The 18,113-nt window shown below is 46.0% G+C and carries 7 protein-coding genes and 1 pseudogene; all 8 read right to left on the minus strand.

Translation table 11 applies throughout. The features are described from left to right. A partial coding sequence (locus RCH61_RS06680) for a discoidin domain-containing protein (RefSeq protein WP_306480228.1) occupies positions 1 to 4,603 on the minus strand: 4,603 nt, incomplete at its 3' end. A 404-nt stretch (positions 4,604 to 5,007) separates the two neighbouring features. Beyond that, positions 5,008 to 8,232 carry a carbamoyl-phosphate synthase large subunit gene (gene carB, locus RCH61_RS06685; protein ID WP_306480229.1) on the minus strand — a complete coding sequence of 1,075 codons (3,225 nt, stop codon included), beginning with the start codon at positions 8,230 to 8,232 and terminating at the stop codon, positions 5,008 to 5,010. A gap of 174 nt (positions 8,233 to 8,406) precedes the next feature. Next, positions 8,407 to 9,597, minus strand: a complete 1,191-nt coding sequence (locus RCH61_RS06690) for a phosphopentomutase (RefSeq protein WP_178007681.1) — start codon at positions 9,595 to 9,597, stop codon at positions 8,407 to 8,409. Positions 9,598 to 9,614: 17 nt separating this feature from the next. Further along, positions 9,615 to 10,088 (minus strand): cytidine deaminase, encoded by a 474-nt coding sequence (locus RCH61_RS09875; RefSeq protein WP_334307310.1) that lies wholly within the window; start codon positions 10,086 to 10,088, stop codon positions 9,615 to 9,617. 66 nt (positions 10,089 to 10,154) lie between these two features. Next, positions 10,155 to 10,805, minus strand: a pseudogene (deoC, locus tag RCH61_RS09880) (deoxyribose-phosphate aldolase); the annotation flags it as partial. After that, entirely contained in the window at positions 10,802 to 11,593 is a 792-nt protein-coding gene (gene udp, locus RCH61_RS06700) for a uridine phosphorylase (RefSeq protein WP_178007685.1), read from the minus strand. The pseudogene deoC and the gene udp, both read right to left, overlap by 4 nt. A gap of 298 nt (positions 11,594 to 11,891) precedes the next feature. After that, a complete protein-coding gene (gene glgB, locus RCH61_RS06705; protein WP_330692936.1) occupies positions 11,892 to 13,970 on the minus strand; it encodes a 1,4-alpha-glucan branching protein GlgB in 2,079 nt (692 codons plus the stop codon). Positions 13,971 to 14,153: 183 nt separating this feature from the next. Then, the gene (locus RCH61_RS06710; protein WP_442920447.1) at positions 14,154 to 17,768 is read right to left on the minus strand and encodes a hypothetical protein; all 3,615 of its coding nucleotides are present in this window, start codon (positions 17,766 to 17,768) and stop codon (positions 14,154 to 14,156) included. Positions 17,769 to 18,113 lie beyond the last annotated feature (345 nt).

An 18,113-nucleotide genomic window follows, 5' to 3' on the forward strand; every position in this document is an offset into this window, starting at 1 on the left:
CGTCTTCTTTATCAGAACTCCATGCGATTGCTACGTCTTCTGCATCTTGCGGTGTGATCTTCGCTGATACCTTTGTTGTCTCTCCAACTTTCAGATCTGCCTTTTCAACAGATGCTTCCACGCCTGTAAGGACCGGTTTCTCCGGCTCGCTTTCTTTTGTCACCTTCACTGTCACCGTGTCAGTTACTGTCACCGCGTCTGCTCCGCTTCCCTGCGTTGCTGTCACGGTCAGTTTCGCTGTTCCTTCACCGACTGCTGCAACATTTCCATTCTTATCTACTGTCGCAACGTCTTCTTTATCAGAACTCCATGCGATTGCTACGTCTTCTGCATCTTGCGGTGTAATCTTCGCTGATACTTTTGTTGTCTCTCCAACTTTCAGATCTGCCTTTTCAACGGATGCTTCCACACCTGTAAGAACCGGTTTCTCCGGCTTCTCCGGTTCTTCCGGTCTGTCCGGACGAATGATCGATCCGCCATCCTTCGAACCATAAGCTTCAAACTCAACAATATGATCTGATGTGCCCTGTCCGTTGATTCTTCCGTTTACATAAACGCGTATATAACGTGCTGTTACAGAGCTGCCGCTGTTTTCTGCATTCCACATCTCTTTGCCTTCTGCTGTCTCAGCATAAAGCTCATCTGTGCCCGCACCCTGCTGATGCACATTCTCTTTATCAGAGTTATATACCGTTGTCGTTTTGTCTGCCGCAAAGTTCTCATCTGTACTTAATTGAATCACTGTCGGGCCATATTGTCTTCCCGCAGCATCCCAGTATCTTGTCATGTGGATCTTTGTCAGATCATACTCACTTCCAAGATCGAACTGCACATAACGTGAATGATTTTGGTTATCGCTTGTATCTGTCAATTCCAGATAATTTGCCTGGCTCTTCGCGCCGTCGTTCACCATTCTGAACGGTCTGTCTGATTTTTCCGCCACTGCTGCTTTAGCTGTCACATCATATGCACTGACCTTTACCTTCGAATTGTTCTTTGCAAGAACAACGTTTTCTTCCGTATCGATCAAATCTTTCACTTCATCATAAGCAAGAGCCCGGTCAAGAACTGTAATATAAGAAACTTCATCCTTCGTCAGACCTTCTGCAAACTTCGTTTCTCCCTTTGCGATTTCCGGATTCGCCTTATCTGCGCTGTATGCTGAAGCAACCGCCTTTCCGTCAAGGTAAAGTTTGATCATTCCGTTGATTTCTTTTACAGCAGAGAACTGATGCTCTTTGCCGTCAGCCGCAATACCTTTTGTCTCGCTTGTGAAACTGTCGTTTGCTTTATCAACTGTCTTCTGATCGTATTTTGATGTGATCTTCATTCCATTGAATTCAAACGCCAGATAGCCTTCATTATCAATGCTTACTTTATAAGCGTCCTTCTGTTCTGCGATCACCGCGCCTTTCGACGTTGTCTTAATCTTACCTGTCACAGTAAATCCGCCGTGTCCGTCAATCGAATACTTTTCTTTCGTTACTACAGAACCGTCTTTCAGATCACTCCTGATCACGCCTGTCACGATACCGTCTTCAAACACATCATTCTGTGCATTTACTTTTGAAGTATTTCCAACGATATCTTTGACACCGTCCACACTGACGTTCACCGTCTGTGCATCTTGCAGCGCCTTGTCCAGAGTCAGTTTCACTGTCCGTCTGTCAGCTTTCAGTTCTGCCTTTGTCACTTCACAGCCGTCTACTTTAAACATTCCGGCTTCCGGTGTGCGGATCGTCTCGTCAAATTCAACCTCTGCTTCCTTGCCGTTTCCTTCTACTGAAAGGATCTTTGCCGGTATCTCATCTTTCTCACCGAACTGCAGGATCAAGACTTCCTTCGGAGCAAGCGTATACGTCACTTTATCGCCGTATTTAAGCGGAGTATCCGTCTGATATTTCTGATCGCCCACGACAACTTTTCCGTAAACTGTTCCGAGATCTTCGCCAACGCCAATCAATCTGTCATACGTCAGCTCATAGCTCTGCTCTACATTCTTCGGGTTTCTGATCGAAACGATTCCTTCTTTTCCATTCCAACAGGAATATCCGTAAATGTTTCCGTCGTTTGGTTTGCCTCCGAACATCTGCGACTTCTGAAGGATATCAAAATTATCTTCGATCCATTTCGCTGCTTCCGCATTGATCTGCCATTTATTGTCATCAAACATCGAATAGCTGTAATAGTACTCCCAGAATGCCGTTCCTCTCGTTCCGAGCATATACAGATGATTTCTCATCTCTTCATCTGTATATTTGATGTCCGGTCTTCCATAAGCATCGTTTGCCGTTAACCCGTAAACCGGATCATGGTTATAGAAGTACTTATTCGGAAGCTGCCACTGTCTTTCTTTCAAGAAATTATAGTAAGCGTTGTCACGGTATGTAAGCATCGCCTCTTCGTCCGTTGCATTAAAGCTGTTCGTATAACCTGTATCTCCTGTGTTCTGCATCCATACGCTGTTCACCCACTGAACATGCCACGGACTCGGGTTCGTATAAGAAGTCATATTCAGCCAAAGATCTTTTCCGGCTCTGTTGGTACGCATGTCTTCAAAGATATCTGTCCATCTCTCATACGTCTCGGTGATCGTATAATACGGATTGCCCGTCACATAATATTCCGACGGCTCTGTTGACGGATTCAAAAGCATTCCGTCCAGTTTCCAGTAGTTAATATCGAATTTATCCTGATACTCACAGAAAATATCTTTATTCAGCTTCGTCAGATATCTCGCATCAGAAATATTAATATCTCCGCCTGATTGATTATTTACAGAACCCAAACCATTATTTGCGATCCAACTCGCAATCGTTCTTTCTGTTCCGTAACCGCCTCTTGGTCCGAGCCATAATCCAAAGTTGGATGCAAGCTGGTTTACCTGCAGACTGGAGTTGTAAAGCTCGTTCGGGAACTTATTGTTGAAATCCCAAAATGAACTGTAATTGGTCCATCCATCGTCTACAACATAAGAATCAAGCGGTGCGATTCCATATTGTGTAAATCCTTTCTCGATCTCAAAGAAGCTCTTCTGGATAATCTCATCCGTAATCTCCTTCATGTTATCATACCAAGAGTTGTACTGCTGACGGAACTGTGTATCTGTCGCGATCGTCTCGATATATTCATAGAAATCACTCTGTGTTACGCTGTAATCTCTGCTTCGCGCAGCTCCCACAACAGCATCCCACGTTGTCATCTTTCCTTCCTCATTGCCTTCGTTGTACTCAAACTTCGTATCCGGCTTTAAGGATTTTCCGTAATAATAACGGATAAAAGAATTATTGCCTTTGATCTTATTCTCTGTCTCCGGAAATTCACATCCCCAGTACATCGCTCCGACATAATACGGCTGTCCGAGTTCGAGATAATCTCCTCTCATATTACCCATATCAGGATTATTCGCCATATTATCTGTGATCGACCAGTATTCATTCTGCTTCAGATCATTCTGTCCGATATTCATATTTTCAAGGTCGATGTAATCAATCTTCGCTTTCTCTGCCTGCCCTTCGCCAACCGAAATATCAAGATGCTTCCTCATAAAAGAATCGCCGTCTTTCATCGTGATGACTTCTTTTACCGTATAATCTACGCCGCGCACCTTCTTTGGTTCAAATGTAAAGGTCAATGTTTTTACGCCGTCTTTTTCCGTCAGTTCCGGTTCGCCCTGAACCTTCATCTCGCTGGTTTTAAGCTGTGTCGCATTGTCCGTCACCGTAGGAAATGTCGCTGTGTCTTCATAAAAATCAAATTCCGAACAGCATGCTACATTTTTGTTTACGTTCGACTGCGCCGGTTCATAACCGTCGACAAACTCAATGCGGACACACTTCGCCGTAATCTTCTGCTCCAAATTCACATATGTCTCTTTTTTATCCTCAAAAGAACCTTCCGCAGCCGGCTGAGCATCCGTCGCCTGTTTTAATGCATCAATGCTTTCTCCCGTATAGATCTTGTAGCCTTTTACATGACCGCTCACCGTCGGATTGCCGTTTGCATCTACTCTCTGCTGATAGCGAAGAGACTGGAAAGACTTCTCCGATCCGAAATCCACATAAATATTATGAGGATATTTTTGCTCGTCATCTGTGCCCCCGCTGTAGCTGGAGTGATAATATGTATTATTATCACCATCAAACATCTTATCCGCTCCGCCGTTGTTTCCTTCATTCGTTGCAACGCTGTCCGCTTCTGCATTCCACCCTTTTGTATCAAGCTTCTGGGTCGGTGCAGTAAATCCTCCGTCTTCTCCGTCAGATCCGTTTTCCAATGTGTTGATCACGAACTCTTCACTTCCGGTCTGTGGTGTAAACACAGTCGGAGTTGTTCCTGTACGGTAGTTTGTTATCTCTTTTGTTGATAATACTTTGTCTGCGCTCACAGAAAACGTTCTTTTCAGATACTCGTTTCCGAATATGTAAGAACCGTTCGCCTTCTCAAGCGTTACCGTGCCGCTCTTTTTCTCAGGCGTCTGACCCTGTTCTGCCGCAGCATCTTCCGCATGAACTGTCTGAGCCAAAAACGGAAGCGCCCCGCCGGCTGTCAGCGATACTGCAAGAACCGCAGCCATCCCCTTATGGAACATTCCCTTCTTCATAAACTTTTCTCCTTCTCCTTAAAATATAATGTTTAAACAAACAAATTCCAGTACCCCCATCATCTTATAATGATAACACATCACTCGCTCCATAGTATTTGCACTTTTTACCGTCTTATTTTACATTTTTCCTTTTTCATTCCACACTTTTTCGTATATTTTACCGTTCTTTATTTCTTTTTCTCTTTATCTTTTTCTCGTTTCCACTATATCATCAAGGAAAAAGAAGCAAGTCAATCTGCATTTTGCACAATCACCGGAAGTGTCAAAAGACACATTTCGGGATTGTAAGCGGCCGCCAAGATCTCAGGCAATCCCGGACTCTGGCGCGTCGCCAAGCAAAAAGATACCGACCGCAAACGCAGCCGGTATCTTTCCCACTTTCCAGGATCCTTCTGATCTTTTTATTTATCTGTAATCTCCCCATGAATCTCCTGCAAAGATTTCACTTCACTGCTTCCGTGTTTCTTCACGGCAAGTATTCCGTTTGCCGCAGCTTTCGCAGCAGCCATCGTCGTCATATACGGAACTTTTTTCTTGATCGCAGCCTTTCTCAAATAACTGTCGTCATTCTTGCTCTCTTTGCCCGACGGTGTATTGACGATCATATCAACTTTTCCGTTCGTAATCACATCGAGCATATTCGGACGGCCTTCCTGAAGCTTATTGATCTTTTCCGCTTCGATTCCATTTTCCTTAAGCAAAGCGCATGTATGATCCGACGCAATGATATGGAATCCCGCTTTCGCGAAATCAGCCGCAACTTCCACAACTTCCGGTTTATCGCGGTTGCTTACGGAGATCAGCACCGTACCTTCCAGCGGAAGCTTTGTCTGTGTAGCTTCCTGTGCTTTATAAAACGCTTCACCGAAAGATTTTGACAATCCAAGCACTTCTCCTGTGGATCTCATTTCCGGTCCGAGCAGCGGGTCTACTTCCGGGAACATATTGAACGGGAATACCGCTTCTTTTACACCATAATACGGAATATTCTGTTCTTTCAGAGCCGGAACCGGTGAAGGTCTTCCTGTCAGTTCGCCTGTTACGATATCGATTGCCAGCGGAACCATACGGATATTACATACTTTCGATACAAGCGGAACCGTTCTTGACGCACGCGGATTTGCCTCCAGTACAAATACTTTTCCGTTTTCAATCGCATACTGCATATTCATCAAACCTTTAACATGCATTTCTTCCGCGATCTTTCTTGTATACTCTTTGATCGTCCTTACATTTTCTTCGGAAATATTTTTCGACGGAATGATACAAGCAGAGTCACCGGAATGCACTCCCGCAAGCTCGATATGTTCCATAACTGCCGGAACGAATGCATGTGTGCCGTCGCTGATCGCGTCCGCTTCACACTCTGTCGCATGTCCGAGGAAACGGTCAATCAGGATCGGACGATCCGGTGTCACACCGACTGCCGCTTTCATATATCCAACCATGCTTTCCGGGTCATATACAACTTCCATACCGCGACCGCCAAGTACATAAGACGGGCGCACCATAACCGGATAACCGATCTTCTCAGCAATCTCAAGGGCATCGTCCACCGTAACAGCCATTCCTGACTCCGGCATCGGAATCTCAAGTTTGTCCATCATTTCACGGAACAAATCACGGTCTTCTGCCAAATCAATTACAGACGGAGCTGTTCCCAAGATCTTCACACCGTTTCTCTCCAGATCTGCCGCAAGATTCAGCGGTGTCTGTCCTCCGAACTGTGCGATCACGCCGACCGGTTTTTCTTTCTTATAAATGCTAAGGACGTCTTCCAGTGTCAACGGCTCAAAATACAGTTTGTCTGACGTATCATAATCTGTGGATACTGTTTCCGGATTACAGTTGACAATGATCGTCTCGAAACCAAGTTTTCTCAATGCCAGTGACGCGTGTACACAGCAATAGTCAAATTCGATTCCCTGTCCGATACGGTTCGGACCTCCGCCCAAGATCATGATCTTCGGTTTCTCTTCACTGATCGGGTTTTTGTCTGTTCCATTATATGTTGAATAGTAATATGCACTGTCCTGTGTTCCGCTTACATGGACACCTTCCCATGTTTCCTCAACGCCGAGGCTGATTCTCTTATTACGGATCTCGTCCTCATCAACCTCAAGGATCTGACTTAAATATTTATCAGAGAATCCATCTTTCTTCGCCGCAATAAGCGCTGCATCTTCCGGCAGACCACCCTTGAACGCAAGCAGAGCTTCTTCCTCATCCACCAGCTCTTTCATCTGCTCAAGGAAATAATGTTTTACTTTCGTCAGCTCATGGATCTCTTCCACAGAAGCTCCTTTTCTTAAAGCTTCATAGATAACAAAATAGCGCTCGCTTGTCGCATATCTCAAAATCTTAAGCAAGTCTTCTTTTGATTTTCCGTCGAAATCTTTCGCATGTCCAAGTCCATATCTTCCTGTCTCCAAAGAACGGATCGCTTTCTGGAACGCCTCTTTGAAATTCTTTCCGATACTCATAACTTCGCCGACAGCGCGCATCTGTGTTCCGAGCTTGTCTTCCACGCCTTTGAATTTCTCAAATGCCCAGCGCGCAAACTTGATCACAACATAATCTCCGTCAGGAACGTATTTATCCAATGTGCCGTATTTTCCGCACGGAATATCTTTCAGTGTCATTCCTGTCGCAAGCATCGCAGATACAAGCGCGATCGGGAATCCTGTCGCTTTTGAAGCAAGTGCCGAAGAACGGGACGTTCTCGGATTGATCTCAATAATGATATCTCTGTCTGTCTTCGGATCATGTGCCCACTGCACGTTACATCCGCCAATTACCTTAACAGAATCTACTACTTTATGAGATTTTTCCTGCAGACGCTGCTGAACTTCTTCTGAAATCGTAAGCATCGGAGCCGAACAGAAAGAGTCTCCCGTATGAACACCAAGCGGATCAATATTTTCGATAAAACATACTGTGATCATATTGCCCTCTGCGTCGCGGACAACTTCCAGCTCCAGTTCTTCCCATCCCAAAATCGATTCTTCTACAAGAACCTGGCCTACAAGACTTGCCTGAAGACCTCGGGCACATACTGTTTTCAATTCCTCTACGTTATATACAAGACCGCCGCCTGCGCCGCCCATCGTATAGGCCGGGCGAAGAACAACCGGATAGCCGAGTTTCTCTGCGATTGCAAGAGCTTCGTCTACAGAATACGCAACCTCGCTTCGCGCCATCTCAATTCCAAGCTGATCCATCGTGTGCTTAAACTCGATTCTGTCTTCTCCACGTTCAATCGCATCGACCTGCACACCGATTACTTCTACATTATATTTCTCCAAAACTCCTGCCTGAGCCAGTTCCGAACATAAATTAAGACCGGACTGACCGCCAAGATTCGGCAGCAATGCATCTGGTCTTTCCTTTTTAATAATCTGTTCTATTCTGTCAACATTCAAAGGTTCAATATAAGTAACGTCAGCAATCTCCGGATCCGTCATAATCGTTGCCGGATTCGAATTCACCAATACAATCTCATATCCTAAATTTCTCAATGCTTTACAAGCCTGTGTTCCGGAATAATCGAATTCACAAGCCTGTCCGATAATGATCGGGCCGGAGCCGATGATAAGTACCTTATGGATATCATTTCTTTTTGCCATCTTTCTTCCTCCTGTATCGTCCCATGTTCTCGTTACATTTTCTCAATCGATTATTATACAATAAAAAGAGTGCGCCGACAATCCTTATTTTTAACTTTTCAATCTGAACTTGCGAAACTTCGACCTGAACTTTTCGCTCTGTCGGCGCCCCTTTTTATAACGCTTCCTTTTTTACTATAACAAACTATCCAAAACAGAATATCCAACAGAGCCTTCCGGCATATTCACATCAAAATTGTCTGCCGCCGTAGCCCCGATTACCGCAAACGTCTCCGCTTCCGGCAGTTCCCCTCCTGTTTTCATCTTTTTACTGTATGCAAGAAACGGAACATATTCCCTCGTGTGATCCGTCCCTTTATATGTGGGATCATTTCCGTGGTCCGCAGTTAAGATCAAAAGATCATCCTCCCCGAGCCTCTCCAGCAAAACTCCGAGGTTTTTGTCAAACTTTTCAATCTCTTTCCCATACCCTTCCACATTTCTCCGATGACCCCACAGCGCGTCAAAATCAACAAGGTTCACAAAACACATTCCCGTAAAATCTTCCCCGCATCTTTCGATCGCCTGCTCCATTCCGTGAACAGAGCTTTCCGAATGGTATGCTTTCGTAATGCCTTCCCCGCAGAAAATATCATTGATCTTACCGATTCCGATCACATCCAGCCCCGCATCTTTCAGCGCATTCAAAGCAGTGGGCATCGTCGGCTTCAGCGCATAATCTCTCCGGTTGCTCGTCCTTTTAAACTCGCCTTTTTTCATTCCGATATACGGTCTTGCAATCACACGCCCTACGCGCCACTCATCTTTCAGCGTAATCTGTCTTGCAGTCTCACAGCACCGATACAATTCCTGAAGATCAAACGTCTCCTCATTTCCACATATCTGCATAACCGAATCCGCTGACGTATACACGATCATCGCTCCGGTACGGATCTCTTCTTCCCCCAGCTCTTCAATGATCGCCGTTCCACTTGCGCTTTTATTTCCGATCACTCGTTTTCCGCACTGCTTTTCCAGCTCTGCGATCAGTTCCGGCGGAAACCCATTGTCCGTGAAAGTCCGAAACGGTTTGTCCGTCTTAATCCCCATCATTTCCCAGTGTCCGGTCATTGTATCTTTTCCGTTGCTCGCTTCTTTCATCCGCATATAACGTCCCTCAGGACGTTCAACACCTTCCATCTCACCTCCGGTCTTTAGATTCAGCAGCCCAAGCTTTCGCAGATTGGGAATGTCCAATGTCTTCCGCCTCTCCAAGATATGCCCGAACGTATCCGCACCTTCGTCTCCGAACCGCGCCGCATCCGGCAGCGCCCCGATTCCGAGAGAATCAAGAACAATCACGAATATTCTTTTATACGCTTTCATTATCCCATCTCCCTTTTTTACAGACACTCTGCGCCGAACCCAAGCGGCAGAAGCTCCTTCAATGTGAATACCCGATACTTTCCTCCGGCTGCTGCCAATATCACCTGAAACTGCTCCGGATCACAGAACTCAGCCATCACCTGACGGCACACCCCGCAAGGCGGCGTATAATCAATATTTTCAGCTTCTTCTTTCCGGCTGTTCATTTGACCTTCTTTGCCTCCGACAATGCAAATTGCGCGAAATGTTCTCTCGCCCTCACTGACTGCCTTGAAAAACGCAGTTCGCTCTGCACAATTTGTCGGAGAAAAGGCTGCGTTTTCTATATTGCACCCCGTATATATCTTACCGCTCTCCGTCAAAAGCGCCGCTCCTACGCGAAATCCCGAATACGGACTGTAAGAGAATTCCCGCTGTGCCATCGCCGTTCGTATCAGTTCTTCTATCATCGCCCGCGGCAGCCCAGCTTCAGCCGCCGTCTTTTCTTCCATCACGCCGCTTTCATCCCCTGCGCACTCTTCATCTGCCGAACTGTGTTCATCCGTCGTTTCTTCTTCCTCCGCAGCTTTCACAAGTTTTACGATCCGGCTTGTTCCAAGCCGTTTTGCCCCAAGTCCTAAAAACGTCTCCGCATCCTCCATCGAGGAAATCCCTCCGGCAGCCTTGATCTTCACCCCGTCTCCTACATGTTCTGCAAACAACCGGATATCTTCAAAAGTCGCCCCGCCTTTCGAAAATCCAGTCGACGTCTTAATATAATCTGCTCCTGACCGGGTCACAACCTCACACATTTTCACTTTCTCTTCCTCTGTCAAAAGACACGTTTCGATAATCACTTTCAGTATCTTTCTGCCACACGCCTTTTTTAAAACTTTGATTTCTTCTTCTGCAAGATCATATTTCTTCTCTTTCACCCAGCCGATATTCACAACCATATCAATCTCATCCGCCCCATTGGCGATGGCATCCTTCGTCTCAAATTCCTTTACGGCAGTCGTAGCATAACCGTTCGGGAAACCGATCACAGTACAGATCGAAAGCTTTCCTCCCACATATTCCGATGCCTGCTTTACATAACTTGGCGGAATGCACACCGACGCCGTCCCATATTTCATTCCATCATCACATAACTGCCGGATCTCTTCCCACGTTGCAGACTGCGCCAGCAAAGTGTGATCTACATATCCCAAAATTTCCTTTTCATTCATACGCTCTTTTCCCTCTCCTGATCTTCTCGGATCAATCTGCGGATTGCTTCCACAGCGATACGAATCGCCATATCCGTATCATGCACTACCGGATTGTCCAACCCAGCCTTTTCACGTTCCTGATTCGCAATTACCAAAAAACACGATCCAACCCGTACCCGCAAGCTGCTCGCAGCAACGAACAAAGCCGCAGATTCCATTTCCGATGCAAGGCATCCTAATCGCTTCCACGCTTCCCACTTTTGCAGCAGCTCATATCCGACAGGCTTTCGCTCCGGCTCATGCTGTCCGTAAAAAGAATCTTTACACTGCACCACTCCTGTATGAAAAGGATATCCTTTCGATTCAGCCGCCTTGACAAGAGCGTTCGTCACCGAAAGATCCGCAACCGCCGGAAATTCAATCGGCGCATACTCTTTACTCGTTCCTTCCATCCTTACGGCGCCTGTCGCCACAACGATATCCCCGCTCTTTACGTTCGTCTGCATTCCGCCGCACGTTCCAATCCTGACAAATGTATCCGCTCCGCAGCGACAAAGTTCTTCCATTGCGATCGCCGCAGACGGTCCGCCGATTCCTGTTGACGTCACGCTCACCTTCACTTGATTGAGCATTCCCGTATACGTCACATATTCTCTGTTATCCGCAACCAAAACCGGATTGTCAAGATACTTCGCGATTTTCACACACCGCTTCGGATCTCCGGGCAAAATAACATATCGTCCGACCTCACCTTTTGCCGCTTGAATATGATACTGTCTGCTCGGATCTTCTGAATAATTTTTCATCTGCCGCACCTCCTATTCCGTTCACAACCTATTCTTTCAGCAAATGATCCCATTAATCACCGGAAGTACCAAAAGGCACATCCCGGGATTGTAAGCGATTGCCAAGATCCCGGGCAAGCCCGGACTTCGGTCCGTCGCCATTACAATAAAACAAGACTGCCGCAAGATAGACCGGCTTTTCAAAAAATCCCCATCTATTTCGCAACAGTCTCTGTTCTGCGTTCTTTTTTAATATGCTGTTTAAGACAAAAACCGCTGACAGTTCTGCACGCGCTCTATGCCTCTCAATCCCATCATCTTAATACTCAAATACTGCCACGCCGTAAGCCGGAAGCGGGTATTCGATCGAATACGGCTGACCATCACATTCCTGTTTTACAGGCTTATAAGTAAGCGGACGCTTCTCGCCCGTTCCGCCATACTGTTCCTCGTCGCTGTTTAAAACGAGCTTCAGCGTTTTCCTCGTCGGAACACCTACGCAGTAATCTTCTCTCTCCACCGGAGTAAAATTGCATACAAAGAGCAGATTCTTCTCCTTGTTTTTCGAATGTCTCACAAAGCTGTAAATGCTTCTGAAAATGTCATCTGCATTGATCCACTCAAATCCTGCCGGATCGTTATCCATCTCGTAAAGCGCCTTATTGCTCTTATACAGATGAAGCAGATCCCGATACCAGTTCTGAATCTCTTTGTGTTCCGGTTCTGCAAGCAGGAACCAGTCGATCTCCCGCTTCTCGCTCCATTCTCTAAGCTGTGCGAACTCCTGTCCCATAAACAGAAGTTTCTTTCCCGGATGTCCCATCATAAATGCATAACCGGCTTTCAAATTCGCAAATTTATCAAATCCAAGTCCCGGCATTTTATTAATCATCGAACATTTCAGATGAACAACTTCGTCATGAGACAATACAAGAATATAATTCTCACTGTAAGCATACTGCATCGCAAATGTCATCATATGATGCGCGTTCTTGCGGAAGTACGGATCAAGCTTCATGTACTCTGTAAAGTCATGCATCCATCCCATATTCCACTTCAAACTGAATCCAAGTCCGTCATCCTCCGGCGCTCCTGTTACTTTCGGCCACGCCGTAGACTCTTCCGCGATCATTACCGCTCCTTTATTCCGTCCAAGAACAACAGAATTCAGATGTTTAAAGAAATCGATCGCCTCAAGATTCTCATTACTTCCGTACTTATTCGCAACCCACTGTCCATCCTGTTTTCCATAATCAAGATAGAGCATAGATGCAACCGCATCTACGCGGAGTCCGTCTACATGGAAATACTCGATCCAGAACAACGCATTTGCGATCAGGAAATTCCGTACTTCTGCTTTTCCATAATCAAATACTTTCGTTCCCCAGTCAGGATGTTCTCCAAGCCTTGGGTCTGCATACTCAAAAGTCGGCGTTCCATCAAAATCGGCAAGTCCATGGGCGTCTTTCGGGAAATGGGCCGGAACCCAGTCAAGGATTACACCGATATTATTCTTATGCAGAAGATCAACCAAATATGCAAAGTCTTCCGGTGTTCCGTACCTTGAAGTCGGAGCATAATATCCGGTCACCTGATATCCCCAGGAACCGTCATACGGATGTTCCGCGATTCCCATCAGCTCCACATGCGTATAACCCATCTCTTTTACATATTTTACGATTGCCTCAGCAAACTCTCTGTAAGTATAAAATCCTTCGTCTTCTCTTCCCGGATGGCGCATCCATGAACCCATATGCACTTCGTAGATCGACATCGGATTCTTCTTGTGATCCCATGTTCTCCGTGCCTTCATCCACGCGCTGTCCGACCATTTTATTCTTGAAAGATCCGTGATCCGTGATGCCGTTCCCGGACGGAGTTCCGCATAATTGGCAAAGGGATCTGCCTTATACAGAAGTTCACCGGCCTGCGTCTCGATACAGAACTTATAAAGCTGCCCCTCTTTTGCTTCCGGCACAAACTTCACATAAATGCCAAGCGGTTCCTGACGTTCCATCCGATCTGTCTCCAAATTCCAGCCGTTAAATTCACCGATTACGGATACGTTCTTCGCATGCGGCGCCCAGACTGCGAAATAAACGCCTTCTGTTCCGTCATGTACTGCCTTATGCGCGCCCAGTTTCTTATAGATCTCATAATGGTTACCCTGACCGAATAAATAATGATCCAATTCTCCTATCTCATAGGCATTCTCGTTCGCAGTCATACTTGCCGCGCCCGCTGCGGCATTGCTCCCGGCATTATTCGCCATATTCCGTCCAACACTGCCTGCCGCTTTCTTAACCGCACTGCCTGCCATGCCTTTGGCTGTATTCTTCGCGGTGCCTTTGCCCGCACTCTTTGCCGCGTTTCTGCCCGCGCCTTTTCTTCTTGCCATAAAAGCCCACCTCGCCGTTTCCTTATAATATATCGGGACACGCTTCCCCGTCCCTGTGATAAGTACTATTATACTTGATTCCTCCCGAAAAATAAAGAGAAACAGACAGCTCTTTACTGCCCGTTTCTCTTGTGTGTGTCTATTTCTATACACTTTTCAAACTAAAGTCTATTATCCTACGCTCTATACATTAAAATCTTTTTCCGAAAGAATAATACGATCTGATTCATCCGTATTTCTTCCGAATACCCGACGCATCAATTTCTTCGCAGAAGCTTTCTGAGAATGACGGATCGCATCATCCATAACCTCTTTTACTTCTGCTACCGTCACGAAATGATCCTCTCTCTGCAGGGAGTCGATCTTGCTGTACAACGCAAGAATTCCCATCTCATCAATATGATATCCGTTTTCCTTCGCATATGTCTGCCCGAATGTAACAAGCTCGTCATTAATAAAAATCGGAACTTCCAGTCTCGATGTGAATTTCTTTCTAAACTCTCTATTCGAAGACAGAAGTCTGTCAAGCGGTTTTCTTTGTTCTTCCAAAACGATCAGCATCTCGCCTGTATCCTGTTCCATCGCCTTGTTAAGACGCGCAACCGTTTTCTCATTCATCTTGGAAGCTTTCTCAATGATCAGAGCGCCGCCGTAAAGCTTATCCACAATGTCGCCGATCTTCTTCTTATTCAAAGACTCTCCTGTCACGATCGCAACCTTACCCTGACGGATATTTCTCTGTTTTTGGATCGCTTTTACAACATCCACTGCAAGAACCGTTTTTCCGTTTCCTTTATTTCCGATAATAAGCAAGTTACCCGTTCTTGAAGTTCCCTTTCTGTTCGTACAATTCTTATCCTGCTCAAGCACATCGACAAGCTGTTCGCTCATTCCCCGAACCGGAACAAAATACGAGAATAACTTCTTCTGCTCTTCTGTAAGCCCTGCCCGTGTTCCGATACCGCTCTGCGTTTCAAGGTCATATCTTCCATGTACGACAAATCCGGTATCCATCGACAACGCATCGGAAATCTCATCAAGCGGAATCGGCGCTGTCTTTCCTGTTGCGATCAGCTTTGCCGTTTCTTTTCGGCTAAGCGGTGTTGTCGCCGACATAATATCGATTGGCTCATCATCATCCGGAATCTCTCGGTCATCCTCCTCGTCAGAATACTCCGGATTCACCTGAAATTCCTCTTCAATATCCTGAATCTCCTCCGCATCATCTTCACCGAAGAAATACTCATCCTCTATCTCTATTCCGCCATCCACTTCGTCGATCGCTTCTTCTGCTTCCTCGTAGTAATCTTCCTCTGCTTCGTCGATCACTTCTTCCGCTTCCTCGTAGTAATCTTCCTCTGCCTCGTCGATCACTTCTTCCGCTTCCTCGTAGTAATCTTCCTCTGCTTCGTCGATCACCTCTTCCGCTTCCTCATAGTAATCTTCATCTGCTTCGTCGATCACTTCTTCCGCTTCTTCGTAGTAATCTTCATCTGCTTCGTCGATCACTTCTTCCGCTTCCTCGTAGTAATCTTCATCTGCTTCGTCGATCACCTCTTCCGCTTCCTCGTAGTAATCTTCATCCTCTGCTTCATCGATCACTTCTTCCGCTTCCTCGTAGTAATCTTCGTCATAGTCTTCGTCGAAATCATCGACAAATTCATCGTCCATCCTAAGATCTTCTGCAACCTGTCCCATATTCTCACTTGGTTCTTCTTTTCTCTTAAGACGTACGCCCGTTACTTCCTTCTTTTCTTCCTCCGGTGGAATAACTCCCTCTATTTCATCAATCATACGCTGAATATCCGGTGGTAAAATCGGTGTTGTTTTCTTATTCGTCTCCATAGTGTCCCCTTTTATTATGTCCCCTGTTGAATCTGCCATGTCTTCTTGTTTCACTTCAGATGCATTCTCTGCATCCGCCCCCTCTTTAACCGGCTCTTCCTCTGTATTCCCTTCAAATTCCGAAAGAATATCCTCCAGACTGATCTGTCCTGTAATCTGGTCGTCTTCCTTCATTGCATCTTCTGCCGCTTTTGCTTCTGCCTCTGCTTTAGCCGCTTCTTCTGCCGCTTTTGCTTCTGCCTCTGCTTTAGCCGCTTCTTCCGCCGCTTTTGCTTCCGCCTCTGCTTTGGCTGCTTCCTCTGCTGCCCGCCGTTTTTCCTCTTTTATTCGGCTGACCATACCGATATCGGCAACCGACTCGATTTCTCCAATCGCTTGCTCCAAATCTGCGAGATCTTCCTCGCCGTCAATCTCATCTTTCCGTTCAGGACGGAATTTAATCTGTGATGTATTCCCCAAATCTGAATTTCCACTATATCCTGCGTCTTCTTCATCAGAAAAATCAAAGTCAAGATCCATCGCTCCTGTCGCTGTCAGATCAAACTCTGTCTCTTCATCTTCTTCCTCTTCGAAATCGAAATCCATCGCTCCCGTTTCCGTCAGATCAAACTCTGTCTCCTCATCTTCTTCCTCTTCGAAATCAAAGTCCATCGCTCCCGTCTCGGTCAGGTCAAATTCCGACTCTTCGTCTTCGGCATCTCCCTTTTCAAAATGAAAATCCATCGGCGCTGTCTCATCCTGAAAATCATCCGCGGTCAGTTCTTCCAATTCCGGATGAAGCAATTTTCTCAACGCAACATCAAGCGGCATCGTATCTCCAAGTTTCTTTTTGGCGGAATGTCTTTCTTCTTCCTGCTCTGCCGTCGTCTCCAAAACATCTAACCCTTTTTCAGCTTCCGCCTCATCAGTTCCTTCTGTCTGATCGATCTCTTCCGACCGATCTGCATTCTCTGCTTCGGCAGCATCCGCTTCTGCAAAATCCCCGGCTTCCGCTATATCCTTCGCCTCCTCAGACTCCGTTTCCTGCATAGTTTCCGACGCCAAATCTGCATCCTCGTCCTGCACCTGCTCCATTAAGGTCTCTTCTGCCTCAACGATATCCTCTGCATCCCACGCTTCTGTATTCACTTCCACCGGCCTGCTCTCCGGCGCAAGCGCGCTCTCTCCTTCCGGAGAAGTCTCCGGCATCATCTCCGGAACAAGTTCTTCCATTCCCCTCGGAACTCTCGGTCTTTCCTGCTCTGCTAAGGACTGGTCTTCCCCTTTGCCTTCCGGTTCTTCCTCCCGAATCTGAACGTCTTCTTCCTCTGACGCTGTTTCATCCGCATCCGCATAAGAAAAGATATCAGGAATCTCTTCCGTCTCTTCCGAAACACGTTCATAACGTCTGTCATACTTTTCCTTCTGAGACGGCGTCAACGGCTTGTACTGCATCTTCAGTTCCATTGCCTTATACACATACTGACCTTCGCTGAACCAAAGGATCAGATCGTCACACTCTTCCAGGCATTCTGCTATCATCCCGGCTTCCTGATACAGTTTTGCCAGTTCATATGCCCACTCTTCAATATATTCGGACTTTTTATATTCCTCCAACGCCTCGATCTGCTGTTCGATCGGCGCTCTCTGAGCACGGAGAATCTTATATCTCAAAATATACTGATTCGGATCCTTAGGCGCGATCTGCATAAAGTCATCATAAAAATCGATCGCTTCATCGACATTGCCAGTCTTAAGCGCCAATCCACATAGACGACTGATGATCTTTCGGCTTCCTTCCGCCCGCTGATACGCCAACGTCAACGTATCATACCCTTTCTGATATTCTCCGTTTTTCTCATAAATTTCACTGACATTTGACAACATCCCCGCGTTACGCACGCGTCTCCAATCAATCTCGTCAGCGATCTCCGCCGCTCTGCTGTAAGCTCCGCTTTCCATAAGCTCAAGCATCCGGTCAGTCTTTGATTTATATTCGTATTTATCCACCGCATTCACCTCATTAAAAAATAGTTTTGTACAGGGCAGTGTCTTTCCTTCTATGCTTTTTTGCATACCTATATCTTTCAATATTTTATCATATGCATTTCGCAATGTCAAAAAAATGCATCCTCAATTAACATTGGAGATGCATTTTTATAATCTATTTAATTTTTTCATATTTTCTTTATTTTTAAATCGGAGGCAAATACTAGATTTCGTTCCTGTAAGACCTCTGCCATTGTTATTTAATCTTCGGTCGATTTACTAAAACCTGCTTATTAAATCTTCCCTCCTTCAATTAATAACAAATTTGAG

Source organism: Mediterraneibacter sp. (assembly GCF_030825015.1).
In the GTDB taxonomy this organism is placed as follows: Bacteria; Bacillota; Clostridia; order Lachnospirales; family Lachnospiraceae; genus Mediterraneibacter.

What these genes read in the sequence shown, in the direction of transcription:
- carB (WP_306480229.1), bottom strand. Translation starts at nt 8,232, where the DNA reads ATGGCAAAAAGAAATGATATCCATAAGGTACTTATCATCGGCTCCGGC.
- RCH61_RS06710 (WP_442920447.1), bottom strand. Translation starts at nt 17,768, where the DNA reads ATGCTTGAGCTTATGGAAAGCGGAGCTTACAGCAGAGCGGCGGAGATC.
- RCH61_RS06690 (WP_178007681.1), bottom strand. Translation starts at nt 9,597, where the DNA reads ATGAAAGCGTATAAAAGAATATTCGTGATTGTTCTTGATTCTCTCGGA.
- RCH61_RS09875 (WP_334307310.1), bottom strand. Translation starts at nt 10,088, where the DNA reads ATGGAAGAAAAGACGGCGGCTGAAGCTGGGCTGCCGCGGGCGATGATA.
- glgB (WP_330692936.1), bottom strand. Translation starts at nt 13,970, where the DNA reads ATGGCAAGAAGAAAAGGCGCGGGCAGAAACGCGGCAAAGAGTGCGGGC.
- udp (WP_178007685.1), bottom strand. Translation starts at nt 11,593, where the DNA reads ATGAAAAATTATTCAGAAGATCCGAGCAGACAGTATCATATTCAAGCG.